General features: G+C 36.9%; 20 protein-coding genes. 17 read left to right on the top strand and 3 right to left on the bottom strand.

What is annotated here, in order from left to right; all coding sequences use genetic code 11:
• The first annotated feature begins 166 nt into the window (after positions 1-166).
• Entirely contained in the window at positions 167-649 is a 483-nt protein-coding gene (locus AB986_RS18125; protein WP_048313042.1) for a hypothetical protein, read from the top strand.
• A 422-nt stretch (positions 650-1,071) separates the two neighbouring features.
• Complete coding sequence (locus tag AB986_RS18120; RefSeq protein WP_048313041.1) at positions 1,072-3,135, top strand: helix-turn-helix domain-containing protein; 2,064 nt, start codon at positions 1,072-1,074, stop codon at positions 3,133-3,135.
• A 121-nt stretch (positions 3,136-3,256) separates the two neighbouring features.
• Here the strand turns inward: AB986_RS18120 and AB986_RS18115 are convergent, their stop codons facing one another.
• On the bottom strand, positions 3,257-4,081 hold the full coding sequence (locus tag AB986_RS18115) for a S1 family peptidase (protein WP_048313040.1): 825 nt from the start codon (positions 4,079-4,081) through the stop codon (positions 3,257-3,259).
• A gap of 406 nt (positions 4,082-4,487) precedes the next feature.
• Here AB986_RS18115 and AB986_RS18110 point away from each other — a divergent pair, with 406 nt between their 5' ends.
• Genes AB986_RS18110 through AB986_RS18095 form a run of 4 tightly spaced genes read left to right on the top strand, consistent with a single transcriptional unit; the run spans position 4,488 to position 11,067 of the window.
• Positions 4,488-5,327 carry a heteromeric transposase endonuclease subunit TnsA gene (locus AB986_RS18110; protein WP_048313039.1) on the top strand — a complete coding sequence of 280 codons (840 nt, stop codon included), beginning with the start codon at positions 4,488-4,490 and terminating at the stop codon, positions 5,325-5,327.
• Positions 5,314-7,488, top strand: coding sequence for a Mu transposase C-terminal domain-containing protein (locus AB986_RS18105; protein WP_053216250.1), 2,175 nt, complete (start codon positions 5,314-5,316; stop codon positions 7,486-7,488). Before AB986_RS18110 ends, AB986_RS18105 begins: the two co-directional genes overlap by 14 nt.
• A complete protein-coding gene (locus AB986_RS18100; RefSeq protein WP_048313037.1) occupies positions 7,472-9,130 on the top strand; it encodes an ATP-binding protein in 1,659 nt (552 codons plus the stop codon). Before AB986_RS18105 ends, AB986_RS18100 begins: the two co-directional genes overlap by 17 nt.
• An 11-nt stretch (positions 9,131-9,141) precedes the next feature.
• Entirely contained in the window at positions 9,142-11,067 is a 1,926-nt protein-coding gene (locus tag AB986_RS18095; RefSeq protein ID WP_048313036.1) for a TnsD family Tn7-like transposition protein, read from the top strand.
• An 18-nt stretch (positions 11,068-11,085) separates the two neighbouring features.
• Here AB986_RS18095 and AB986_RS18090 read toward each other — a convergent pair whose 3' ends face one another.
• Positions 11,086-13,656: an AAA family ATPase gene (locus AB986_RS18090; RefSeq protein ID WP_048313035.1), complete on the bottom strand. Its 2,571-nt coding sequence runs from the start codon at positions 13,654-13,656 to the stop codon at positions 11,086-11,088.
• 237 nt (positions 13,657-13,893) lie between these two features.
• Here AB986_RS18090 and AB986_RS18085 point away from each other — a divergent pair, with 237 nt between their 5' ends.
• From AB986_RS18085 to AB986_RS18065, 5 genes are all read left to right on the top strand, one after another.
• Positions 13,894-14,115, top strand: coding sequence for a hypothetical protein (locus AB986_RS18085; RefSeq protein ID WP_048313034.1), 222 nt, complete (start codon positions 13,894-13,896; stop codon positions 14,113-14,115).
• Complete coding sequence (locus AB986_RS22620) at positions 14,112-14,837, top strand: PIN domain-containing protein (protein ID WP_152671034.1); 726 nt, start codon at positions 14,112-14,114, stop codon at positions 14,835-14,837. The genes AB986_RS18085 and AB986_RS22620 overlap by 4 nt, the downstream gene beginning before the upstream one ends.
• Positions 14,838-15,316: 479 nt before the next feature.
• Positions 15,317-15,943: a spore coat protein gene (locus AB986_RS18075; RefSeq protein ID WP_084006639.1), complete on the top strand. Its 627-nt coding sequence runs from the start codon at positions 15,317-15,319 to the stop codon at positions 15,941-15,943.
• A 116-nt stretch (positions 15,944-16,059) separates the two neighbouring features.
• Complete coding sequence (locus AB986_RS18070; RefSeq protein ID WP_048313032.1) at positions 16,060-16,689, top strand: LysE family transporter; 630 nt, start codon at positions 16,060-16,062, stop codon at positions 16,687-16,689.
• Between the two features lie 63 nt (positions 16,690-16,752).
• Positions 16,753-17,511, top strand: coding sequence for a YqcI/YcgG family protein (locus AB986_RS18065; RefSeq protein WP_048313031.1), 759 nt, complete (start codon positions 16,753-16,755; stop codon positions 17,509-17,511).
• On the opposite strand, the gene AB986_RS18060 is transcribed toward AB986_RS18065, so the two are convergent.
• Positions 17,508-18,815, bottom strand: a complete 1,308-nt coding sequence (locus tag AB986_RS18060) for an amino acid permease (protein ID WP_048313030.1) — start codon at positions 18,813-18,815, stop codon at positions 17,508-17,510. The two genes, AB986_RS18065 and AB986_RS18060, sit on opposite strands and share 4 nt — an antisense overlap.
• Before the next feature lie 127 nt (positions 18,816-18,942).
• Here AB986_RS18060 and AB986_RS18055 point away from each other — a divergent pair, with 127 nt between their 5' ends.
• From AB986_RS18055 to AB986_RS18030, 6 genes are all read left to right on the top strand, one after another.
• Positions 18,943-19,887 (top strand): arginine deiminase family protein, encoded by a 945-nt coding sequence (locus tag AB986_RS18055; RefSeq protein WP_048313029.1) that lies wholly within the window; start codon positions 18,943-18,945, stop codon positions 19,885-19,887.
• 149 nt (positions 19,888-20,036) lie between these two features.
• Positions 20,037-20,357, top strand: coding sequence for a metal-sensing transcriptional repressor (locus AB986_RS18050; protein ID WP_048313028.1), 321 nt, complete (start codon positions 20,037-20,039; stop codon positions 20,355-20,357).
• 13 nt (positions 20,358-20,370) lie between these two features.
• Positions 20,371-22,779, top strand: coding sequence for a heavy metal translocating P-type ATPase (locus AB986_RS18045; protein ID WP_084006638.1), 2,409 nt, complete (start codon positions 20,371-20,373; stop codon positions 22,777-22,779).
• A gap of 19 nt (positions 22,780-22,798) precedes the next feature.
• Positions 22,799-23,005 carry a copper chaperone CopZ gene (copZ, locus tag AB986_RS18040; protein WP_048313027.1) on the top strand — a complete coding sequence of 69 codons (207 nt, stop codon included), beginning with the start codon at positions 22,799-22,801 and terminating at the stop codon, positions 23,003-23,005.
• Between the two features lie 253 nt (positions 23,006-23,258).
• Positions 23,259-23,978: a ZIP family metal transporter gene (locus AB986_RS18035; RefSeq protein WP_048313026.1), complete on the top strand. Its 720-nt coding sequence runs from the start codon at positions 23,259-23,261 to the stop codon at positions 23,976-23,978.
• A 104-nt stretch (positions 23,979-24,082) separates the two neighbouring features.
• Complete coding sequence (locus AB986_RS18030) at positions 24,083-26,203, top strand: heavy metal translocating P-type ATPase (protein WP_048313025.1); 2,121 nt, start codon at positions 24,083-24,085, stop codon at positions 26,201-26,203.
• Positions 26,204-26,366: the final 163 nt, after the last annotated feature.

The following is a 26,366-nucleotide window of genomic DNA, read 5'->3' as shown; positions in this document are numbered from 1 at the left end:
AAGTTGGGAACTGAAAAACAAAGTCGGGAACTGGGAAACAAAGTCGGGAACTGAAAAACAAAGTCAGGAACTTAATAAAGAAATCAAACAACAAAGAAGCGGCAGGTCTCTGCTGCTTCTTTGTTTTACAATTATTATATTTAAACGAATCGAAGGTGCTCACTCTATGTACATTTATATGAAACGATTAAGAGATGCCGTTAAAGCTTTAAGTGAGGAAGATCTTGAAGAGTTTATATCGATTACAAGAATAACACTAAGAAAACAATTTAATAAAGATTTAAAACCATCATATATTAAAGCACGTCTGTACGATTTCTTAGATGGTAAAGACACTTCTTTAGTATTCTTAGAATGCTATTTACAGTCTCTTGATGCAATACATTATAAAGGTGCATTAACAGCACTCAAAAGAGGGGAAGCGAAAACTTCAAAAACATGGAGAGAATTAATGATTACTATCACTAATGATGTTGCTCTCCCTATTCATATACAAAAACACTTAGAAGATGACCAAACAAGCTATGAATTAAAGATTTTGTTTAAAACCATTATCAATTATTGCGAACATATAGAACTTGATAATTTCCAAGATAATCTAAGGATCACTCATCGATTTTTATCAATTGGAAAAGTCAATGGTCGTTAATATGCCCTCTATATTATTTAAAACACGGATAAACATAGGTCTAGCAGATTCTTTATTAGTGTAGAAAACGTAAAATCACTCATGAAATAGAGCGCCAATTTTTTGGCGTTCTTTTTTGTTGATTTAGCAAGTGTAACTTAGCTTAAACTTAATGTAAAAATCGTAAGTTAAAGGAAATCTATTTACTTTACCATTCCCAGGTCGTTCTGGGTTGGAACAAGCATGGTAAAGACATTACTGTGTTTTTTTAGTTTACTTTTTTGAAACAGGATAAGGAACGGGCTCGAATAATTAAAAAATTAGGGAAAAAGTGCGGAATTTGAATATAGATATTATGAGTCTTATTTGGAAAAAGTAAGAGGTTTCTCTTCGATATTTTATTTAGTGGTATAATTAGCCATATGTTTTTGGAGGTGATATATATGTCTTTACAGAAAAAATGGACTGAGCAAACATTTGATTTGGAATTAGAGAAACATCTTCCAGGATGGAAAAGAACAGGTGAAGTTAGGAATGCTGCAAAAACGGTTGAAGTTCTTTGTCCAGAAGGTCACCTAAGAAAACTAGCACCAGGAAAAATAAAGACCCAAGATAATAAATGCATTGGGTGTATCCGGTCTGCAAATCGTAAAGAAGCTTGTGAAACTTTCCTTGAAAAATTAAAAAAAGAACAATATAAACCAAAATTTATGCTAGAGAACTACGAAAACGCAAATTTTTCATTACCTGTTATTTGTCCAAATGGATCGCAGTGGAAGGTAAGCAGAACTGGATTCTTAGGAAAACAACAACTCAGGTGCAGGTGTGAGTTATGTTTGAAAACAATTAACCCTAAAAAAAATCCAGTTGTACGAAAACCTAACGAAGCTGCCATTGAACTATTAGAATTAGGATTTGAAATCAACCCTAATAATTGGAAGGGGATTAAGTATGCTATTGAAGGCAAATGGATTGAGTGCGGACATACTGAAATAAAATCCCCTGATAGGATAATTTTCAGACATGAAAGATGCGGTAGGTGTAAAAGTCATTTACTTCGATTGAAAATAGAAGAATATCAAAAAGAATTAGGATTTATCATAAAAGATAATCAACAATTGGAGAACATAAAAAAGAAGCAAACAATTGATGTCATCTGTGTAAAAGGACATGAAGATAAAGTGTGGATCCAACAGTTGTTTAAATATAAAATACAAGATTTTAAAGATAGCAATGCATTTCTTTGTAATATATGTAAAGCGGAGTATTATCGAGGGGAAAATAATCCACTATATATTCACGGAAAAAGTATACAGAATTCCGAAGGAAGAACGGAAGCTTTATATAAACGTTGGTTTAGAAAAATAAAAAGGGCTTATCCTACGTGTCAAGTTTGTAGAAATAACCTGGGAGAAATTGCTCACCATTTATATGGATTTAATGAATATGAAAATTTAAGATATACAGAAGAGAATGGCGTTTCCTTATGTAGGAACTGTCATGACTTATTTCACGATAAATTTCATTATGGTGGCAATACACTTGAACAATTCATAAAATTTTTAGAAGAGCTAGATGAATATGATACAAACGATCTTCATGAGATGGTACTTCAAAGGAGACCTTTCTTATTAAATGAAATTGAAAAGAAAAAAAATAAAAGAATTAAAGTATATTCGATTACAAAGTTAGCTTTATTAGTAAACACATTCCCAGAAATTATTAGAATATTGGTTACTAATGGAGAAATTAAAGGAGCATTTAAGGATCAAGACAATATGTGGGTGATTACTCAAGAAAACGCAAAGGAGTTTGTGAAGAAAACTGATATAGAAAGACAAAACATGCTTTCTAATTGTCTAGTTGGGAAAAAGTTCGGAAATTTAACAGTCACCAAACTAATAGGTAGGAAAAGTGAAGGGAAACAAGCTCGAATGTTTGTTGAAGTGCAATGTAAATGTGGGAATATAGTTGAAAAACCTTATTATCGATTAGTGAGAGAAAAAGGAAATTGTTCTTGGCAGTGTGGAATTACTAAAGAAATGGTGAAAGGAAGAACTCGTCTTGATGAAGAATTTATAGATAAAGTTAAAGCCATGTACTTAAATGGGTATTCTAGCAAAGATATAACAGAAAAATACAATATTAGCTATACTACTGTTTATCAGTATTTAAAACTTAGTGGTATATCAACGAGACAACGTAAAAGGGTCGATCAGGAGTTGAAAGATACAGTTGCAAATATGTATTTAAGTGGTTCAAGTGTTCATAAAATAAGTGAAGAGTTGAATGTTCATCCACGAAGCTGCTATGAATATCTTAAGGAAAAAGGGATAAAATCCGGAAGGAAGAAACCACATCCCAATCAGGAACTAGTGGAACAGGTTGCAATGTTATATGAGAAGGGTAAGAAAATTAAAGAGATAAGCGAAGAATTAAAAGTTAATATTAGTGTTTGTTATGATTATCTAGTTTTGAAGGGGTTGTGGAAAAGAAATAAACGCTAATTACTCGGTTTGATAACGATATTGTAGCGTCGGCAGTTTAATCTTTTAATACGCTAAATAAAAAGGTCAGAGGCATGAGCCTCTGACCTTTTTATGATGGTTTGATGATATAAAGCTGATATTAAATCAATTCTTTCAAGATAGGTTCAAATTCATTAAGTATATAAGATTTAATGATTAAACCAAGATTATTGGGAATTCTTGAAATTGCAATTGGCTTTTGGGCTGTTGGAACATTTATAATCTTAACTTCACCTGAAGCAGTATGTTGTGGACCAGCATATAAAATTCCTAAGAGCTTTATTCTTGAACCTATAATAGTATTTCCATTTTTATCATTATAACTTGATGGGTTATATAAAAAAACTGGAGAACCACTGGAGCCGGGGAAGCATGCAGCATCAATCATAAACTCTTGTTTCCCGTTATAATTTAATCCGGGGTGAGTAGCAGTAATTCCTTTTCTTATGATTGGCATATTGTTTACTGCATCCCATATTCCATTTGGATATCCGACCATTACAATATCTTCAATTGAATTTAGTTCTTTTAATTGATCATTATTCATAATAAGTGATTGGTCGACTTGAATATAAAAGGGTTTTATTCCTGAACGTTCTAGTTTATTTAATATTGGACCTATAGTAAGAATACATAAATCAACTTCTGGATTAGGATGTTTTATCCAACTCGATTCGAAACTACTGATTTCAACTTTATGATATTCTCCTTCAATAGGATCTCCATTATTATCTGCTAAATTAAAATGAATAAGACCATCTTTAGAGTCCTCGATTACATGTTTATTAGTAACTATAACTGGAATATACTTTTCTTCAACGTTCATTGTATAAAAGAATCCAGTCCCCGTAGATTTTCCTTCATTTGAAGTACATTCAATTCTAACTGTACTGTATGTTAATTGCTCTGATATGGATAATTTCATTAGTATCACTCCTCTTTTCTTTGATAACTATATTTTATATTTCAAATCCTTCCTCGTGTGATTTTAACATAAATATCCAAATGATGGTGCTTCAATATAGAAATGTGTCTTTAACTTTGAACTATTTTTTCCAAAAAAGAGAGGAAAGGTTTAATTAGTTATTCGTAACTGCTTCTGTAAATTCCTAAAATGGTAAATGTGATTAACCATAAAACATATTAATAAATGATTTTCACTGTTTTTTCCAGTGCTAATTTAAACATTTAATATGTTTTTTTTGTTGTCATAGAGGCTTTGGCTAGTAAAACTTGTTTGATGAAGTTTGTTCTAACAAAGGGTAGTATGAAGCGAAAAGGAAATGAATAATATTTCTTTTGTGGTAAATATTAACACCCGAGGTGAGGATATGGCTAAGTATAATTCTAATTGGAATGAAAAGAAAATTGCCAAATACCTAAAAGAAGGTCGTGGACAAAACAGAGGGAAAGATTATATTCCTTGGATCCAGGTTCAGGACTTTCCTTCAAGAGGGAGAGTCTCCAGAGTAAAAGGTTGGAAGACAGAAAGAGTTCACCATTTCCTTTCGGATTTAGAATTAAGCTATTTCTATCTCCTTGAGTGGTCCGACTTTGTTATTGATGTACGTGAACAGTTCCCGTTAAAAAGGGAAGAAACGTATGCAATATCAAAAGATAAGGAAATAAAGCATTCAACTAATGATGAGAACGATACCCCTATGGTAATGACGACAGACTTTCTTATAAATCGTTTGGAAAACGGTAAAGATGTAACCTATGCAAGGACAGTCAAGCCTTCAAAGGAATTGGAGGATAATAGAACCATTGAAAAGTTGGAGATAGAAAGACAGTATTGGGAAGATTATGGGATTGAGTGGGGGATCATTACGGAAAAAGAAATTCCGATTGAAATAGTAAAGAATATTAAGTGGATTCATTCAAGCTACTATATCGATGAAAGTATTAACCCTGAAGGATTAAGAAGATTAATGGAAGAGTTGAAACTGCTACTTAGGATTAAGGAAAGAACAGTTATTGAAGTGCTGGATTTTTTTGGTCAAGAGTACAATCTCGAACGAGGTACTTCCCTATCCTATTTGCACCACTTAATAGCCCGTAAAGAAGTGATAATCGATATGAACATGCCATTCCGTGTCACTTCCTCCATTAAAGATTCAATATTAACAATCAAACAATACGAGGAGAGGGATAAGATTGCTCTTTACTGAAAATGAAATCATTCAGTATACATCTGCTGAAGGAGATGAAATACTGGAGCGAATCCTTTGGTCTGATGGTGTAATATTATTTACGATTAATTTAAACGATGATGCACCACTACCTGAAAAAAGACTAGTGAGTTTTCTCACAGAACTGCTAAAAGACAAACAGTTGAACTTTATAACTGAAGAACCTTTAACTGCTTTTTTCCAAGAGAGAGCTAAAGAAAGTCATACTTTGTTGCGGGAAGAACGATGGAGTGCTATCTCTAACATAGTTGAAAAAGAACCGGAAATCTATGTTCGTGAATTAAGGGGAGCACTGATTAAGGAGCAACAGTCGAGAACAAAAAAATCAAAACGTTTGATATATAAATATCTCAGACAATACTGGCAGGGAGGAAAAACTAAAGACAGTCTGTTACCACTTTACAAAAATTCGGGAGGAAAAGGGAAAATGAGACAGTTGGGACGTAATAAGGTTGGTCGTCCTAAAAAATTTTCCCACTCTGTTGGTAACGGCATGAATGTGACAGAAGAAGATAAAAGGATTATACAAGTAAGTATTACAAAGTGGTATCATACCTCTAAAAAAAATCCGCTTTCATTTACTTATAAACAAATGAAAAAAGAATTTTATGGAGATGGATATCGCTTTGAGAATGGTGTTAAGAAGCCTATATTGAAAGATGCAAATGAAGTACCCAGTATAGGGCAATTTAGATACTGGTTTAGCCAATTCAACAATATAGAAGCAACTTCTAAGAAACGAAATGGTTCAAGAAATTTCAATTTAAAGGAACGGGCATTATTAGGTAATTCTCGAAGTGAAGCAGTGGGACCAGGTTCAAAATTTCAAATTGATGCTACTATTGCAGATGTTTACCTTAAATCGAGTTATAACAAGGAATGGATTATTGGAAGACCGGTAATATACGTTGTTATTGACGTCTTTAGTAGGTTGATTGTGGGGCTATATGTCGGGTTGGAAGGTCCCTCTTGGATAGGGATGATAATGGCTTTATGCAATACAGCAGCAGACAAAGTTGAGTTCTGTAAAAGGTATGGTATTGATATTGAACCCCAAGATTGGAGTAGTAAGTATTTTCCTAGTGCGATACTCGGAGATAGAGGAGAACTTGTAGGGAAAAGAGCCGATGTTCTTGCGGATGCTTTTAACATTCGTATTGAGAACACCCCCCCTTACCGAGCAGATTGGAAAGGAATAGTAGAAAGGTATTTTAGAACTTTTCATGGTGAAGTAAAGCCTTTTCTGCCTGGGTATATTGATAAGGACTTTCAGAAAAGGGGGGCTAGGGACTATCGATTGGATGCAAAATTTGACCTTGAGGAATTTACTCAATTAATGATTAAATGTGTTTTACACCATAACAACGAGCACTACCTCCGCACTTACCACAAAGATGAAGAAATGATAGCCCAAAACGTAGAACTTAGACCAAGGGACATTTGGGAGTGGGGAATCCAAAACAGAACAGGTAAATTAAAATATTACTCCGAGGAACTTGTTAAACTTACCCTTCTTCCGAGAGCTGAGGCGACTGTAACTTCCCAAGGTATTAAATTTAATAAAATGCATTATTCTTGCGAAACAGCTCTCAAAGAGAAATGGTTTGAAAGAGCCAGGATGAATAAATCTTGGAAGGTTAAAATTTCCCACGATCCAAGGAATACTTCTTTTATATATATGAGAGATGAGGATACAGGGGATTATGAACGGTGTTATCTGTTGGAACATCAGGAAAGGTACAAAAACAGAACTTACCAAGATGTAGTATTTCTCCATAACTATGAAGAAATGACATACCAGGCGAATCAGAACAGGATTGATCAGGCAGATTCCGATCATATTAGTGATGTAGAAGCTTTGGTAAGTAAAGCAGAAAAAAGCAATAATGAAGCGGAAATATCGAATGTTAGTAACCACGTAAAAGTTAAAGGTATACAAGAAAATCGAAGAGCGGAGAAAGAGAGAAATAGAAATTTTGAGTCTTTCGACATCAAAAGACAGGAGTATGATGAAAAAGAAATTAAATTCATTCAATCTTCCGATCAAAATACAGACGAAGAAAGTTTGTCATTCCCAAACTCTGTTGATAAATTAAGAAAGGTACAAAAGGAGCGATTGCAAAATGTTAGACGAGGGTAAGTATGTCCGTATTACGGGTGGAAATTTTGGAATAAGAGCTGAATATACAGAACAGAAGTTAAAAGAATATATGTGCAATCCCTTAATCGAATCTCTTCCACCAATACTCTCAGAAGACGAAGTAATTGACCAGCTCTCCTTTTTTCCAGAATTCAATTTCAAAGAGAGAGAGCTCTCTGCCAGCTACCGTTATCATGTAATTTCTCGTTTATTCAGTTATTTTCAGCCTTTTAATAAACATATTGATTTGGAGCAACGTATTTCAAGAGTTATACGGCAAGGGTATATTGCGAGAAATCCCTTTTGGCGTCACCAGGCTGAATGGCAGCATCATAGTTATCAAGCATTAAAGAAAGGACAACTTGTCAAGAGTGCGCCCTCAGACTTTAGAAGAACGGCGATAGGGTTCACAATGTTAGGGATATCCGGTATAGGTAAAACAACAGCGATTGATCAGGTATTGTCTTTGTATCCTCAGGTTATTATTCACTCTAAATACATGCAAAATCATTTTAATTTGTTTCAATTGTCTTGGTTGAAAATAGACTGCCCGTTTGATGGTTCAATAAAAGGGATGTGTGTAGCATTTTTTGCGAAAATCGATGAGTTATTAGGTACAAATTATTTTAAGAAATTCGGTAGCCGTTCTAACTCAACCGATACAATGCTCCAACATATGAATCATTTAGCAAGGCTTCATGCGATCGGGGTATTAATTATCGATGAGATACAACATTTAAGTCTTGCAAGAAGCGGTGGTTCCGATAAAATGCTGAATTTCTTTGTAACTTTGGTAAACACGATTGGGGTCCCAGTTATTCTTATTGGTACCAATAAAGCTGTATCGATTCTTCAAAGTGAATTCAGACAAGCTCGAAGAGGCAGTGGGCAGGGTGATATGATATGGAATCAAATGCCCAAAGATGAGATGTGGGATTTGTTTATTGAAGGAATGTGGGAGTTTCAATGGACAAAAAACACTACTATCTTGACCAAAGAAATAAATGACCTTCTTTATGAAGAAAGTCAGGGTATCTTGGATATAGCTAAAAAGCTTTATATGATTTCACAACTTAGGGCAATCAACACAGGAAAAGAAAAAATCACCTCCAGACTTATAAAACAGGTAGCAAGTGATAGTTTCAAGCTTGTACAGCCCATGATGAAAGCGTTGAAATCAGGAAATCCACTTAAAATTGCCGAGTATGAAGACATTCGACCTATTGACTACGATGAATTTGTGGAACAATACAGAGAGACGATAGATCTAAAAGAACAGATTCGCCAACAAAAGATAATAGAATCGAAAAAAAGAAAGAAACAAACTTCTTCCCTCAAAGAGAAGGTTGTTGTCATGCTACTTAATTTGGACGTTGAAGCAGAAAAGGCACAAGAACTTACAGAAAGGGCGATTAAAACATTAGGCATAGAAACCAAGCCTGCGTTGATTGTTAATGAAGTATTAAACAATCTTAATCAGGTCGACAACAACCAAAAACAGAGAAAACAAAAAAATACCAACAAGAAAGATAAAAGAGACCTCCGCTTTCTTTTAGAAAAGGGTAGAAAAGAAAAGCTTTCTGCGTATGAAATTTTTCTTGACTTTGGAATTATTAAAAACGATTATGAAGATGCTGGATGAGGTGAAAATTCTTGTTAGTCCACTTTCCTACTCCATACCCTGATGAATTGCTTTATAGTTTATTTGCCCGTTATCACAAAAACGCAGGAACCTTGAGTCCGAAACAAACAATTAAGGAGCTGTTTGGTACAATCACTAATCGAGCTGTAGTTGATCTTCAAGGGAATATTGGAACACTTACCCAAAGACTGAAAACTTCAAAGATAAGCTCACAGGAAGTCATCGAAAATCATACGCTTTATCCGATTTATAGACCATTCATCCCTCCTGACCGATCAAACGATATTATTAAAAGTATGATTCAAAACAATGGAGGTTCTATTCATACAAGAACAGGGATATCTGCAAGTAACATAAAACCATTTAATTATTTAAGATATTGTCCTTCCTGTTGTGAAGATGACTTCGATAAATATGGAGAGACTTACTGGCATCGTATACACCAGGTTCCGGGAGTTTTGGTTTGTCCAATACACAGTGTCCCTATCCGGAACAGTTCGGCTTTAATTAAACACGCTAATCAACATGAGTTCATTATTGCTAATAAAATTACCTGTTCAAATAATGCTGAGAGAATTCTCCCCCTTGAGCTAATAAAACCACTTTTTGAATTAGCTAAGATTTTGCAATGGATTCTTAATAACAATCTTCGACCTCGATCCTTAAACTTCTATCGAACACATTACATCGAAAGACTAAAGGAGAGGGGGCTTGCAACTTATTCAAACAGGATAAGAAAAAAAGAATGGTATAGCTCCTTTCAAGGGAGGTTTAATGCTGAATTTTTAGAGATGATTCAGTCCGAAGTAAACATAAAAGAAGACTGCGACTGGTTAACTATGATTATGCAAAAACATCGAAGATCTTTTCATCCAGTTCGCCACGCTCTTATTATGCTCTATTTTTCTGAGCCAGCTGAATGTTTCTTCGATAGACCAATTAAACATCTTCCTTTTGGTGAAGGTCCATGGCGTTGCTTAAACAAAATTTGTACAGAGTATAACCAAAATGTGATCAAGAATGAATCCATTACTTATTGCAATGAAACAAAGCGTCCAGTGGGTACGTTTTGTTGTAATTATTGCGGTTTTATTTATTCAAGGAGAGGTCCTGACAGACAATCTTCTGACTCTTTTAAGATTGGTCGAGTAAAAGAATTTGGTTTTCTGTTTGATCAGAAATTAAGGGAACTTACTGGTGAAGGTAATTCATTGCGTTACATCGCAAGTAAGCTGGCTGTTGATCCAATGACTGTAAAAAGGAGAGCACTAATGTTAGACTTGAATTTTTCATGGGAGGGCGAAAAGAAAGAAGAAGCGTTAAAAAAAGAGTGTTATTCTTTTTCATCAGTTGAAGAACAAGATAATCTTTCTAGTTATAAAAATAAACATCGTACCGTATGGACAGAATTGCAATTGGAATTTGCCGATTATAGTAAAACTCAATTGCGTTCTCTTCGTCCCGATACGTTTATATGGCTTTACCGTAATGATGAAAATTGGCTTAAAGACAATTCTCCTAAAAAGGTAAGGAAAGCTCCTTCGAATAAGCGCGTTGACTGGGAGCTGCGAGATAAAGAAATCCTTCATCAGGCTCAATATTTAATAAAGAACTGGGATAAGAGCAATCAAAAACCGACAAGAAGAACAATAACTTCAATTGCTCGATTATTAAATAAAACAACAATGTTATCAACTTATGAAGATAAACTTCCATTAACAATGTCATATCTTCATAAGGAGGTTGAAACCCTTGAGGATTTTCAAATAAAAAGAGTGCAGTGGGTTATAAAAGAATTAAAGAAAAATAACGAAGAAGTTCGTGAATGGAAAGTTTATAGAAAGGCAGGACTTAGAAAAAGCGTTGCGAAACGTGTGCAAAATGCCATTTCGGAAGCTGTCTATATCTACGAACTTGATGAAAAGGAGCATCTTTAGATGCTCCTTTAATTATAATCATCTGAATTCTTTGTAAAAAACCTCCAAATGGTCTAAGTCTTCCTGTATTTCTTCTATACTTGGCGTAATTCTCCCTATTGCCGACGACTCATCATGAACCATCATCGAGGATTTAGTCATTCCTGCATTTACTTTTTCAATAAGCTCTTCTGAAATTTTTGCTTCACGAAGTCGTTGTGTTTTAACACTGGCATCAAATCTTTCTACAACACCGCCAATCATTAATTCTTCGACCGCTCGCTCCCATCCTTCGCGTAAAAGCATGTAGAAGGTCTTTACTTCTTTATAGTAAATATCTGGATCCAAATCCTGTTCCATTTTCTTCAATTTTGGTAATTCATTCTTCAAGTATTTAATTCTGCTTTTAATTGGTTGGGCTACCCAAGGGAATTCAGTTTTTGCTATGCCTGCTCGATTTCCAATCCGTCTAACTGTACAACAGGAATTATCTATTCCATAAAGCTTTGCATATTTTTGAAGAGTGTGCAAGAAGACGATATCGTGGGTGAAAATGATTACTTGTCGTTTATTAGACTCTTTAATTAGTCTATGTGCTACATATTCCCTCCTTCCTTGGTCTAAAGAAGATACTGGGTCGTCTAAAATGATACCTCCATTAGTTGGCAGTGCCGATATCTCTGCAAGGAAAAAAGCTAAAGATAATGCCTTTCGTTCACCTTCACTAAGAACATCACTTAAGTTGACCTTAGTGTCAGTATCAAGGGTTAATCTTATTGATGTTTTCCCTTTCGTTCCTCTGCTTTTAATATTGAATAAAACATTGTCACAACGAAGAGCTCTAAGCTCTTCATCAATGGTTTCCTTGAATTGATCTGTGAGGAATTCATTCGCTAACTCGTTATATTTCCTGGTTAGCTTTGTCGTGTCTAAAGTCTTTATAGCTTCTTCAATTAAGTAGAGGTTTTTTTTGATAGGTAAAATTTCTTTAATTAAATTAATGTTTTCATGAGCTGTTTTTTTATCATATAAATGGTTTTTTTCTGCCATGAGGTCTTCTTTGTTGTTTTTTTTAGTTAATTCTTGCTTTCTGTTTAGCTCAGACTTCTTTGTGATTACCCATTGATCTAGTTGTTCAAGTGTAGGAGCTATTTCTTCTAATGTAGGTAGCTGCTCCATTCGGTCAGTTTCAGGTTCAAGAAAAGTTGAACATATACTATTGGCAGCACGTATATATTTTTCGATTTGAATTTCAATGTTGGGATTTTCATCATATAGATAACTTCTTATCGTTGAATTCTCAACTTTATCAATAGGTAAAGATCTAATAGCAGTTAAGAATCCATCCTGCTTTCTTTTTAATACTTTTGCTCTTTTACTTAAGTTATTAGATATGAATTCATGGAATGTCGCAAATCTTGCTTTAGCATCCTTATCGAGTTCTTGTTGGCATAGTAAACACCTTGCTTCATCATCAACGTTAGGAAAGTCACTTTCCGGATACGCAATTTTGTTAAACTCAAGTGCTGCATTCCATAAATTCTTCCAAGGAGAAGAACCAACACCAGATAATGGTTGTTGAACAAAAGCTTCTTGTGAGAGGATGGCTAAACTTTCTTGTACATCCAGGTATTCTTGATAAATGGATTGATTGCTTTGAAGTGTTTCTTCTGATAAAACCTCTCTAATTGAATGAATATCTTTCTTTAATAATTCAACCTCTCTAATTTTTCTTTCTAATTCTCTAATTGCTTTCTGGGGATCATTACTTAAAACTAATTGCAAGTCTTCATTAACTTGGTCAAGGCGCACCGAGTCTTCTCTGGTAAAGGTGCAATAATCCTCAATTTCTTTTTCTTTGGTTTTATATGAAATTGATTCAAAAAACTTCTTGAGATTGTGATCTTTTACTAAGTGAGTAAGGTCCGGTAGCTTCTTTAAGAATGGTTCTTTTCTTCCTTCTAAGGAGTCTTTGAGTTTACTTTGATGGTTAGCAAGACTGTCGAAAATATTTAGTTCTGTAGGAATAAATACAACTTTGTTTTCTGATTCAGCATAAACTTTAGCACAGTCTGTATCAAAGGTGCTTATAGTAGAAAGAACAGGTTCAGGGGGGGTATTTGGAACACGGTTGATTACTTGGTAGGCTTTATCTGGGTTCTGAATATGAATTTGTGCTCTTCCAGGGTATTCCTCCTCTGTGTAGATATTAGGGTGAATTTTGACGTTGTTATCAACTGCTCTGCAAGCTTGTTTTAACACTTTTGCATAACTTGATTTTCCAGCAGAGTTGTCTCCGTAAATTACAGTCAGTCCATCGAGAGAAAACTTTAATTCATTATCCGAATCAATTGCTGCTATATTTTCGAAGTTATTGAGTTTATCTATTTTTACCGCTTCGGAATTTTGTTTATCTGGTATATGTTTTTTCTCTAGCTTACTTCGTTCGGTATTATTAGTAATTACTCCAAATTCAAAAAGAATATTATCTGCAACCAATTCTAATTCCTCTGAGCTCAATGTTTTCTTCTCATAAAGCCTTCTAACTAAGTCATTTTGCCATTCCGGCAGAGTAGAACTCCAAGACCAAATTTCATTATGTAGATTCAAAATATTCCCTCCTTTAAGTCAACTTTAGCCCAAAAAAGCCTGAGCAACAAGAGGATTTTGGGAGGTATTACCTTTTTGGAATGACCATTATAATATGTGAATCAGTGGATAGCTGGATGAGGAAAGGGGTATAGACCTTTAGGTGAAAGGAGAAGATGCTAATATTAGAAAGTTGTTCTGTTATCAAAGTTACAGTAATAAAAATTAATAATAAATCTATAAGGAGGCTATCTTGGCATGGACAAGTGGTCTTTAGCACTTTATAATAAAAGTAATAAAAAGGAAATAGGAGTGATTCGAATGGCGGCAGCTCCTTTTACGGAAGTACAACCTAATAATGCAAGTGGCAATCACAAACTAAAAGAGAAACCTAAAAGCATTATGGAATTAAGAAAAAGACTCGCAGTGGATACCTTACCTAACCATTCTCTTATCGATCTATATAAGAAGGGGAAATGATGAAGAATTTCGTCGACTTTTTTAGTGATATTAAAAACGATAATTTTCATCAGAAGTCTATCTATGTTGATGCTTGCATTCTTTTAGCTTTTTTAGATGGAAGAGACGTCAATGGTGATAAAGTTGCTGAGGCTCTAGAAAAGTGGGGCGAAGATGGTATTGGCACTTTAGGAATTAGTAACCATGTCATAAGCGAAGTAGTACATAAACTCTTTGTGAACGATATTTACAAAGTTATTAATCTTACCTATCGTAAATTAAGGAAGAATGAAGTATTAAAAAAAGAGGAAGATGATTTTATAGGTGATTTACAAACTGCCCGTAATTTGATGAGTTTAGTTGAGCATCAGGAGTTAGAGCGTTTATATAATGGAAGAAGAACTAATATTAATATTGGCGAAGTTATAAAAAACTATAAGCGATCCTTTATCGACCGCCAAAAGTTGAGCCATTATTATAGTTCAGCCCAAAACACTTTCGAAATATTCCTTAATTCATTGCATAATGATTTTGGGATTGATGTATCTCATTTGTCCTCAGATAAAGAGTCTTATTTCTTTGCCCATCAATATATGAAAGATTTCCAACTAGAAATTACTGATGCACTACACTTAGCAATAACTAAGCAGAATAGTTTTGACTTTTTCGCAACCTTAGATGGAGACTTTATTCATGATTTATATGAAGGACTTGATATGACTCGTATCTTAAGAATTGCTTGATATTTATTTTTACGCCTGTAGTACCCGACTTTATTTAACTGTAAAAGAACTTCTGGTTCCCAACTTTAATTATTGAAAAAGTTATATTGAAACGCAAAATAGCGGGTTGCTGTATTTTACAGTACCCGACTTTTTTTTTACTTTACACTTTTCTTAAAGAGTGTTGCTATTAAATTAGTGGTCAATTTCCGCTCCAGGTGCTCGGGGCGGGCGGTGAGCCTCCTCGGCGCACAAAAACATTGCGCCTGTGGGGTCTCACCTGTCCGGCTAGTCCCGCAGGAGTCGAGCACCTTCCGCTTCAATTAGCTATGTATGGATCTTTAAAATTCTTCCAAAAACATGGCTACGAAAATAGCCAATAATAATAACGGTCAGTTCACTAACGAACTGGCCGTTTTTGATGTGCTTTCAATACATTCTAGGGTAAATGACTGGAGATGCTACAAACTGAATGCATTTTTAACTAAGGAGGATTCAAGATGCAGCAACCCAATCAAGTAAATGAAATGCAGCAAAATAATCAGATGTCAAATGGACTTCAAGGTCATAACCATGGTGGACACGAACTATTTGATGCTCATGAGGTTATTGCAGGTATCATTAGTATGCTTGACCATTATCAGCTATATGAGCAGCATGTGAAGGATGATGAACTAAAAGAAATGCTACAAAGGCAATCTTCATTTGTTACGACCATGTATAATACGATTGTACAAAGTTTTCAAACTGGTCAGGATCCTATGATACCAACTCAAAAATATGAAATGACCCAAAGCAATGAGGTTGTGTATGGGATAAAACCCGGTATGCCTAAGAAACCGAATCAATCTGTGAGTGAGCTTTCTGATAAAGGGTTATCGGCCTATATGTTGAGTCAAACCAAATCATTGGCCTCTCTTTTAACGATGACAGCTCTTGAGATGACCAATCCAGTTCTACGTCGAGTTGTAGCAGATAGTGTACCAAATTTCATCGAACAAAGTTATGAAATCTTTCTTTACCAGAACAAACATGGCTATTATCAAGTCCCTCAACTAAGTGCACAGGATATGAACGCGATGCTTCAAAGCTATATCCCTGTTCAACAACAGGGAACACTTCAATAAACGAATCAAGCTGAACGTTTCTAACGTTCAGCTTTTTATAATTGACGGTAACGATATTAATACTTCGATGCATGTCCGAATACAATGTTACGAATGAACCAGAAAGGTGGACGGATATGAGCATCTTTTTTAGTTACATATTATTGGGTTTGTCTTTGTCAGCACCGATGGGACCGATTAACGCTGCGCAGCTAGACCGAGGAATTCGATTTGGATTTATGAATGCCTGGTTGGTCGGATTTGGAGCTATGGTAGCTGATGGCATATTTATGTTGATGATTTACTTTGGAATTTCACACGTTATCGATACAGCATTTATGAGGAGTTTTTTATGGTTGTTTGGGTGTTTTGTTCTTACGTATACCGGTATTGAAAGTATTAAAAATGCTGCATCATTGGTAGAAGTACGGAAGGGGGAACGGAAAGAAACAAATCGTAAATCATTTCGGACCGGCTTTTTAATGGCTATTTCAAACCCACTCAATATTCTTTTTTGGCTTGGGATTTATGGTTCGATTCTAGCTAAAACGTCGACTTCTTATGGGACCTCTCAGCTATTTGTATATAGTTTAGGCATCTTTATTGGAATTACTGTTTGGGATCTTACGATGGCTGGAGTAGCAACAGGTGCTAGAAAGTGGATGAGCCCTAAAGTTCTCAGTAGGATTTCGATTCTTTCTGGTGTGATCTTAATTGGGTTTGGGGTGTACTTTGGTCGTGAAGCAATTCGTTTGTTAATTGGATAGACAGACACCTATTGTTGTCCCTCCTAATAGGATAACGCGTGTAGCTTTAAGGAGGGACCATGTATGGATTTATTTACAAAAAGCTGGTTTGAACAACATGGAGATTGTCTTGAGGATTGGCAAAGATCTACGTATAAGGATTTTGTAAACATGATGGGTGATGAGGAGAATCCATATCCTTGTATACCAGGGATGCAGGGGTTTATAAGTGACACTTTACGCTTTGGATACGCGGGTAGTCCAACTGATCAAGGTTCACATAAACAATTAGCGAAGCTGCTTAAACAATATGGGAAAGTATCACGTGATACAGGGAAGTATGCTTCGCTGGTTGTTTTTTTCGATTCCAGGGAGATGGTTAAAGAAGAAGCGACGATCGATGAGTACCAGAATCAGTTCTGGACGATTTTAAATCAAGTTCACAAATTGGATGAACAAGAGTGGCCTGAGCATATACCGAAAGAACCACATCACCATGAGTGGGAGTTCTGCTTTGATGGGGAACCTTATTTTGCTTTTTGTGCGACTCCTGCTCATGTTATTCGTAAAAGCAGACAGTTTCCAACATTCCTTATCGCTTTTCAACCGAGATGGGTTTTCGATGAGATTAATGCGTCAACAACATTTGGCCAAAAGTTGAAGCGTGCCATCAGAAAACGTCTCGTCGCATACGACGGTGTTGACCCACACCCGGCACTTAAGTGGTACGGTCAACAAGACAATTATGAATGGGAGCAGTACTTTTTGCATGATAATGACTCCTCACTTTCCAAATGTCCTTTTACAGCTATGATGAATAAGTTTAAAAAGCTCCAACCTTAAGCTGACTTTCTTTTAAGCTTGATATACGTTGCACAAGCAATTAAAGTAATAAGCCCAATACTGACAAAAAAACCAGGCCGACTAACTTTATCAAATAGGGTTCCGCTGATAGCGAATAAAATGAGGATGAATGCTGTTATAATTTTCATGTGATCTAGTGAAGAACTTGCCATTAATTTACGATATGACAAAAGGATGAAAATCCAATTGTATAACAGCATGAGTCCAGCTGCTGTTGTAGTATACTCAAATATCTTCTCAGGAAGCAATAGTGCAATCCCGATAGAGAGTACAACAACAGAAGAAGTCATGATAAAAGCAGGTAGGGGAACCTTTCTGCTTTTTTGTGCGAAAACGTGTGGCGCATCTCCTTCATCTGCTAGTGTTACTAACATCGTTGTAACGGCATAAAGAGAGGCAACCATTGTGGAAAACCCAGCGATTATTAAGATGGAATTGAATACATGGGGAATCCATGGAATATCGTATTGAGTTAAAGCCGTTAAAAAAGGACTTTCGTTTGGATCAATTTTTGTAGCTTTTACAAGCTTTAGAACGAGAAAGAACGATAAAAGATAAAGCACAGTTAGGATTACTAGCATGATTTTCCCAGACTTCGGTGCGTCCTTTGGATCTTTTAATTCCTGTGCCATCAGCCCCATTACTTCCACGCCACCAAAAGCATAGAACGCATAAAGAAGCGCAACCCAAAGCCCGATCCCGCCATTAGGAAAGAACGTTAGAGACGATGATGTGGAGGATGGGGCCTTGGTTGGATCAATCCAACCAAATAACGCAGCTCCCGCTATGAGTATGAACATAATAATAGCTGCTACTTTCATCATTCCAAACAAGTTTTCCATTCGCTCAACGAGTTTTACGCCGATTAGAATAATTAATAGCCCAAGTGCAGCAAAAAAGGCTGCTGAAATCCATATCGGGAGCTTTGGAAACCAGAACTGTACAAATATAGCTAGTGCTGTTAACTGACTACCCATGATTAGCATCTCAGAGGACCAGTAGATCCAACCATTGCTAAAACCTGCCCAATTTCCGAAAGCTTGTTTAGCGTATGTTCGGAAAGATCCTTTTTCGGGGTGATGAGCGGTTAAGTTAGCTAGAGCTTCATATACAAACCATGTGCCAGTTGCTGCAGCTAAATAGGCAATCAGTACAGCGAAACCAGCTTTTTGAATAGCGATACTCGAACCAAGAAAGTACCCAGTTCCAATAATGCATCCAACACCAATGAATGACATTTGCCACCAGGATAATTTATTGTCTTTTGGAGGTTTACAAGTCATAGCGATCTCTCCCTTTTGTTTAGTTTGAGAAGTTCATACATTGTTTATGTGCTTTAATAGCGAAGAATCATTTTAGGCTACAAAGGAAACAGTAAGGAGAGATCACATTGTAAAGGAGTTATGAGTGATGAATATCCATCCGAGCTGTTGGAACGAATCTGATGAATTAAAAACGGTTGTGGTTTGTTCCCCGTCTTTGCTTGACGTTCCTGACCAACAAACGGCGACAGACTTGCAGTGGGAAAAAGCGGTAAAACAAAAGAAGGCTCGTCGTAATCATGAAGATATGGTTAGAGCAATGGAGGAAGCGGGAGTTACAGTCATTGATTACTCTGTCCATTTGTCTCAAGAGGATTTGAAATTTAATGAGCAATTAATTAATCGGATTTTCGTTCGTGACCTCGCCTGTGTGTTTGGTGAGACGATGCTACCAGGTGCGGCTGGTACATCCATGAGACGACCAGAATATTTTCAATCTCATCGATTATTTCAACAGTGGTTTAATGAAGAAACCTTCCATATTCGTGCTAATAATAAGTTAAAAGCGTTAGAGTATGGTGATGTGATGGTATTGAATAAAAACGCGATATTCATCAATGCAGGTATTCGGACAAGCATCGAAAGTATTGAAGCGTTACAGGGTGACCTATTTAAAGCGGGTTTCTCTGAAATTGGCATTATCGATTTGCCTCGTCGTCCAGATACGATGCACCTTGATATGAATTGTAATGTGGTAGGAAAGGACTTGTTTCTTGGGAAAAGCTATATAAGTTATCTTCCTGTACAAGTGCGAACAGAAAAAACATTTCATTATCAAATGGCCGGTGACTTCTTAAAGCGACACGGTTTCGATGTGGAGTGGACATCTCACATTACGCACACCGTTGCCGATATTAATTTCTTGAATATTGATCCAGAAACACTGCTCATTAGTACGAAAGCAAATAAAAGTATTTTTAAAGAACATCCGAAGTTAAAGCATAAAAAGTTGGTGGAAGTAGATGTGGATGAATTAGAAAACGGGGGTGGTGGAATTCGGTGTATGACACTACCACTGGAGCGAATACAGTAGGAGAATATAACCTTAATGTTCACTAGAAACAGTCCGGTCAATCCTTATGGGATATTCGGACTGTTTTTGTTTTGTCGGAGTCCTTTTGTTGACTCATATACCTTATGGGGGTATATTAAAGGTGACTCAATGAGAAGGAGATGATTGGTATGAAAGATGAATTGAACATGTCATTACAACCAGAAAAACGTCCCTCTGAGCCGAGAACAGAAGAAGAGAAACAGCAACTTCAAAACCGTTTAAAACGAATTGAAGGTCAAATACGAGGGATTCAAAAGATGGTCAGCGATGATCGTTATTGTGTTGATATTCTTATTCAACTTTCTGCTATTCAAGCGGCCTTAAAAAAGGTGGGTTATACACTCCTAGAAAGACATACGAAGACATGTGTTTCAAGTTCAATTAAAGATGGTGATGGAGACCATCATATAGAGGAACTTATGAAGGTCATCCAACAATTCTCTAAATAAGAAGGTGAGATCTTTGGAGGCAAAGAAGCAATTATCTCTTGATGTGACAGGTATGACATGTGCATCGTGTTCATCAAGAATTGAGAAAGTGTTAAACAAAATGGATGGAGTAGAGGCTAACGTCAACCTTACAATGGAAAAGGCGAGCATTACGTTCGATGAAGAGAAGGTTAAGGCAGAAGACATTGTAGGCAAAATTGAAAAGCTGGGGTATGGTGTTCCTAAAGAGAAAGTAGAACTTGATATTTACGGAATGACTTGTGCCGCTTGTTCAACGAGAATTGAGAAAGTCTTAAACCGGACGAAAGGTGTCGACACAGCTTTTATTAATCTAACAACTGAGTCAGGTGTAGTGGAATACATGTCTGGTGCCATTACGCTAGATGAGATTTTGCAAAAAGTTAAGAAGTTAGGATATGAAGCTGAAGTTAAAAAGGATCGAGAGGAGCAAAAGTCGCATAAGGAAGAAGAAATTAAAAAGAAGAAGCTGCGCTTACTTATGTCAGCCATTCTTTCATTGCCATTGCTCTACACGATGCTTGCGCATCTTCCTTTTGAAACAGCTCTTCCTGTGCCAGGATTACTCATGACACCATGGTTCCAATTTCTCTTAGCTACACCAGTTCAATTTTATATTGGAGCTTCATTTTACTCGGGCGCGTATCGAGCACTGGCGAATAAAAGTGCGAATATGGATGTTCTAGTCGCACTCGGTACATCAGCAGCTTATTTCTATAGTGTGGTAGAAGGAATTAGAGGATATCTTTCTCCTACTTATAATCCATCTCTATATTTCGAAACAAGTGCGATTCTCATCACGCTTATTCTAGTAGGAAAGTTGTTTGAAGACCTTGCGAAAGGCAGAACGACACAGGCGATCACTAAGCTTCTAAGTTTACAGGCAAAAGAAGCGAGTGTTATTAGAGGTGGTAAAGAGGTAAAAGTTCCGATTGATCAGGTTCAAGTTGGCGATGTAATTGTTGTGCGACCAGGCGAGAGGATTCCTGTCGATGGCATTGTTGAAAGAGGAGCTTCATCAGTCGATGAGTCAATGATTACAGGGGAATCCATTCCGATCGAAAAAAGCGTAGGCGCAGTAGTTATAGGTTCTACGCTGAATGAGAACGGAACTTTAACAATGAAAGCAGAGAAAGTTGGAAAAGACACAGCGCTTGCTGGAATCATTAAAATCGTTGAGGAGGCGCAAGGATCAAAAGCGCCTATTCAAAGGATGGCAGATGTTATTTCAGGTATTTTTGTACCGATTGTAGTTGGTATAGCGGGCGTAACGTTTCTAGTCTGGTATTTCGTCGTTGATCCTTATTACCTTCCTCAGGCGCTAGAGGCAGCTATCGCCGTCTTAGTTATTGCTTGCCCATGTGCACTTGGTCTTGCAACACCTACGTCGATCATGGTTGGTACAGGGAAAGGTGCTGAACATGGTATTCTTTTTAAAGGTGGGGAGTTCTTAGAAAGTACTCATCAAATTGATGCCATTCTCCTAGACAAAACGGGAACGATTACAAAGGGTAAGCCTGAGGTTACGGATTTTCATGCGTTTCAGCTTGACGAAAAAGATGTATTAGAGAACTTGATAGCAGCAGAAAAAGCTTCTGAACATCCTCTTGCTCGTTCCATCGTTCAATACGGAGTCGAACGAGAAGTAGAGGTGAAAGAAGCTGAACAATTTGAAGCAATACCAGGACATGGTATTGTAGCTAATGTTAACGGAAAGCAGATCTTTGTTGGTACAAGAAAGCTAATGGAGCGGGAACAGCTTGGCTTTTCAATGCATGAGGATCAAATGGTTCAATACGAAACAAATGGTAAGACAGCAATGTTTATTGCCTTCGATGGTGAAGTGCAAGGGATCATTGCTGTAGCAGATACGGTTAAAGAGACGTCTAAAAACGCTATTAACGAATTAAAGTCGCTTGGGATAGATGTATATATGATTACAGGCGATAACAAAAGAACGGCTGAAGCCATTGCAAGCGAGGTTGAGCTTAGTGGTGTGTTTGCTGAAGTTCTTCCAGAGGAAAAAGCAAATAAAGTGAAAGAATTACAGAAACAAGGAAAGCGGGTCGCCATGGTCGGAGATGGTATTAATGACGCACCGGCACTGGCTACAGCGGATATTGGAATGGCGATCGGTACTGGTACAGATGTAGCGATTGAGACAGCAGACGTTACGCTTGTAGGAGGAGATCTTGAACACATTCCAAAAGCAATCCAGTTAAGCCGCAAAACGATGCGGAATATTCGTCAGAATTTATTCTGGGCATTGTTCTATAATTCAATTGGGATTCCAATCGCAGCAATCGGTCTACTAGCTCCGTGGGTAGCTGGTGCGGCTATGGCGTTTAGCTCTGTTTCTGTTGTGACAAATTCACTTAGGCTAAAAAGGATAAAACTTTACTAACTTTTGAAAGGGGATTACTATGGAACAAACAACTTTGAAAATTGATGGTATGACTTGTGGCCACTGTAAATCTGCAGTGACAACAGCATTGAAAGAGCTTGAAGGTGTTTCAGGCGTTGAAGTGAATCTAGAAGAAGGAACTGCAACTGTTTCCTACGACGATTCAAGTGTATCCGTATCGGCTATGAATGAAGCTGTAGAAGAACAAGGTTACGATATTAAATAAAGGCTATGTTAGCTCAAATTGTTGATTTCTCGATTTTTGGCTCATTCGAGTGAAACCTCAGTTTCACTCGCCTTTCAGCTCTGCTGAAAGGTCACCACAGGGCGTAAATGAGCCAAAAATCAACACTGTTCATTAGCATAGCCTAAATAAAAGATAAGCGAGAGGCAGGAGGTTCCCTGTCTCTCGCTTTTTTAGATTCATAATATCCCACTTTTCTTAATATAATGCGCTGATGGGACGAGGGGGGTACCACATGTTACTTTCTATCTTAATCAAGATTTTTATTATTGGTTTTGGTGGGTTATTGCTAGGAGCCGTGTTAGGAAAGTGGGCTTATACCTATTATCAACATCATTTAGAAGCACTCTACTTGTTTTGTGGAGGCATGCTAATCGGTGTTATTGGGTTTGAGCTAGTACCGGAAAGTATTCAATTATTTAATTTCTGGTCACTTCTCGCTGGCTTTTCCCTTTCTTTCATTCTATTTAACTATATGGAAAGTGCTTTTCATTCAATGTTTAAGCATAAAAGTTACCTCTCTCTCATCGCATTCGTTTTCGCTATTCTTGCTCATAACGTTCCCGTTGGTATTGCACTTGGAATGAGCGGAAGCAATGAAGCGTTTGGGATGGCGCTATTACTGGCTCTTTTTATTCATCATTTACCAGAGGGAATCGCGTTATATATTCTCACTCGAATAAGCACATTAAACGAGATGGTTGTTGTGCTAGCAGCTTGTATTGTTTCACTAGTCCTATCATTCTCAGCTGGAATAGGCATGTATACTGCTCCAACAAAGGATTGGAATGGTATTTTCATGGGTATTGCAATTGGCTCCCTATGTTATGTGGCTTTTCATGAAATGATTGGTAAAGTGCTGGGAAGAATAGTAAAGAGAGAGCTGTTTTTCTTTGTTACTCTGGGAATACTTGTACTGTATCTTTATCTTCAGCTATCTCATGAATTTCTTTGACATTACAAAAAGGATTCAGTAGAATTGAACTTAAGTCAATATGAACACATGCTCATATATTGAATATAATAATTGAAACCTTTCAGGAAGGGAGGCTTACATCTATGGAAGAATATCGCCTAAAGGGCCTGTCGTGTCCAAATTGTGCTGCTGGAATGGAACAACAAATTCAGAAATTAGAATATGGGGAATCTGCTCGCATCCAATATAACTTAGGAAAACTGAAATTAGATGAGAGAGTGAACCTTGATCAGGTTGAAAAAATTCTTGCATCCGATCATGCCTCTCTTATAAAAGAAGAAGACGAGCCTGGTCATTCTCATGAGCATAACCATGGACATTCCAAAATGAAAATATACCTTGGCATTTCTACAGGTGTTTTCATCCTAGCACTACTATTAGACGGGATGGGTTCAATTCCAGCTGTCCCATTCTACTTAGCTGCTATTATCTTGAGCGGGTATCAAACGTTCATTAAAGGACTCAGAAATCTAACGAAACTTACGTTCAATATTGAAACATTAATGACCATCGCATTAATCGGTGCTGTATCAATTGGTGAGTGGAAGGAAGGAACACTCGTCGCGATTCTATTCGGCCTGAATGAATACCTTGAAGGGCTTGGAATGGAGAAAGCTAGAAAGTCGATGGAGTCTCTTCTTAAAATAGCGCCTAAAGAAGCCCTATTACTGCAGGATGGAATAGAAAAAACGGTATCCATTCATGAATTAAAGGTAGATGATCTTGTTCTTGTGAAATCGGGTGCCAAAATTCCATCCGATGGTGAAGTAGAAGCAGGCTATAGTTCAGTGAATGAATCAGCTATCACAGGTGAAGCGATGCCTGTAGAAAAAAGAACAGGTGAAGCTGTTTTTGGTGGCAGTATTAATAACGAAGGCATTCTTCGCGTCAGAATTACAAAAGCATATGAGGATTCTTCCCTTTCGAAAATACTGCATCTCGTAGAAGAAGCGCAAGAAACCAAAACGCCAACTGAATTATTTATTAACCGATTCTCACGTTACTATACGCCTATCATCATGCTGATTTCAGCACTTGTCATGCTTGTTCCGCCATTATTTTTTAATGGTGCCTGGGGAGAATCGTTTTATCAAGGGCTTGCTGTTTTAATCGTAGGATGCCCTTGCGCGTTAATTCTTTCTTCACCTATTGCAAATATTTCAGGCATCACCCGGAATGCAAGAAACGGTATTCTAGTGAAAGGATCCGTCTATCTTGAACAGCTTGGCAAAATTGATACGCTTGCTTTTGATAAGACAGGAACGCTAACAAAAGGTACTCCATACGTTGAGAGATATGAAATGTTTGATCGAGAAAGATTTCTACCTATATCAGCGGCTGTTGAAAAACATTCTTCGCACCCACTTGCAAAAGCAATCATGGATAAAGTAAACGACTTTTCATTTACTGAAAAAGAAGCGAGTCATGTAGAAACTGTTTCGGGTGAGGGAGTCATAGCTGAAATTGATGGTGAAAAGTATTGGGTTGGTAATGAGAAGAGTGTTGATCATGTTACGATGACTTCTACCATCCAATCCACAATCGAAGCGATGAAACAGGACGGCTTAACGCTTGTTATTGTAGCAGATGTTACAAGTATACTTGGTGTTTTCGGAATCTCAGATGAAGTGAGAGAAGAGAGTACCTCTGTCATTAGGAATCTTCATGCGTTAGGAATTAAAAATACAGTGATGCTAACAGGTGATCATGAACAAACAGCTGAGAAAGTAGCCAGTCGTGTTGGTGTACGTTCTTACTATGCTGGTCTTTTGCCAGAAGAAAAGGTCGAGAGAGTGAAGCAACTTACACGAGAAGGTAAAGTTGCAATGATTGGTGACGGTATTAACGATGCTCCAGCACTTGCTTCTGCTGACCTTGGCATTGCAATGGGAAAGGGTACGGATAGTGCAATAGAAACCGCAGACATAGTACTCATGCAGGATCATCTTGGAAAGCTACCGGAAGCCATAACGATCGCAAAGCGTGTGAATCGAACAATTCGTTTAAATATTGCACTTGCTCTCGGATTAAAACTCATTGCCCTTCTGCTTACAATTCCAGGATTGTTAACACTATGGATCGCTATCCTTTCAGACATGGGAGCGACGATACTCGTTACGCTAATCAGTCTCACGATTCTATGGGATAAAAAGAAAGACCCAAAGCCAAGCGTTCAATCACAAACTGAACCACAGCATTCGTAAAAACCTCTGGGAGAGCCTAGAGGTTTTTCTTTTGGTATGAAACTCTTCATTTAGCGCTGTTCTTTAATCATGTCAACAAGTTAACTGCCGAATTCGCATTTGGATTAGATTGTAATAACCTCCTACTGCCCTTAAGATTGTAATTAATAAGAGAAACAAACAC

The sequence above is a fragment of the Guptibacillus hwajinpoensis genome, from assembly GCF_001039475.1.
Taxonomy (GTDB): Bacteria; Bacillota; Bacilli; order Bacillales; family Guptibacillaceae; genus Guptibacillus; species Guptibacillus hwajinpoensis.
The sequence above is the reverse complement of the archived record's forward strand: the minus strand, read 5'-3'. Positions and strand labels throughout refer to the sequence as shown.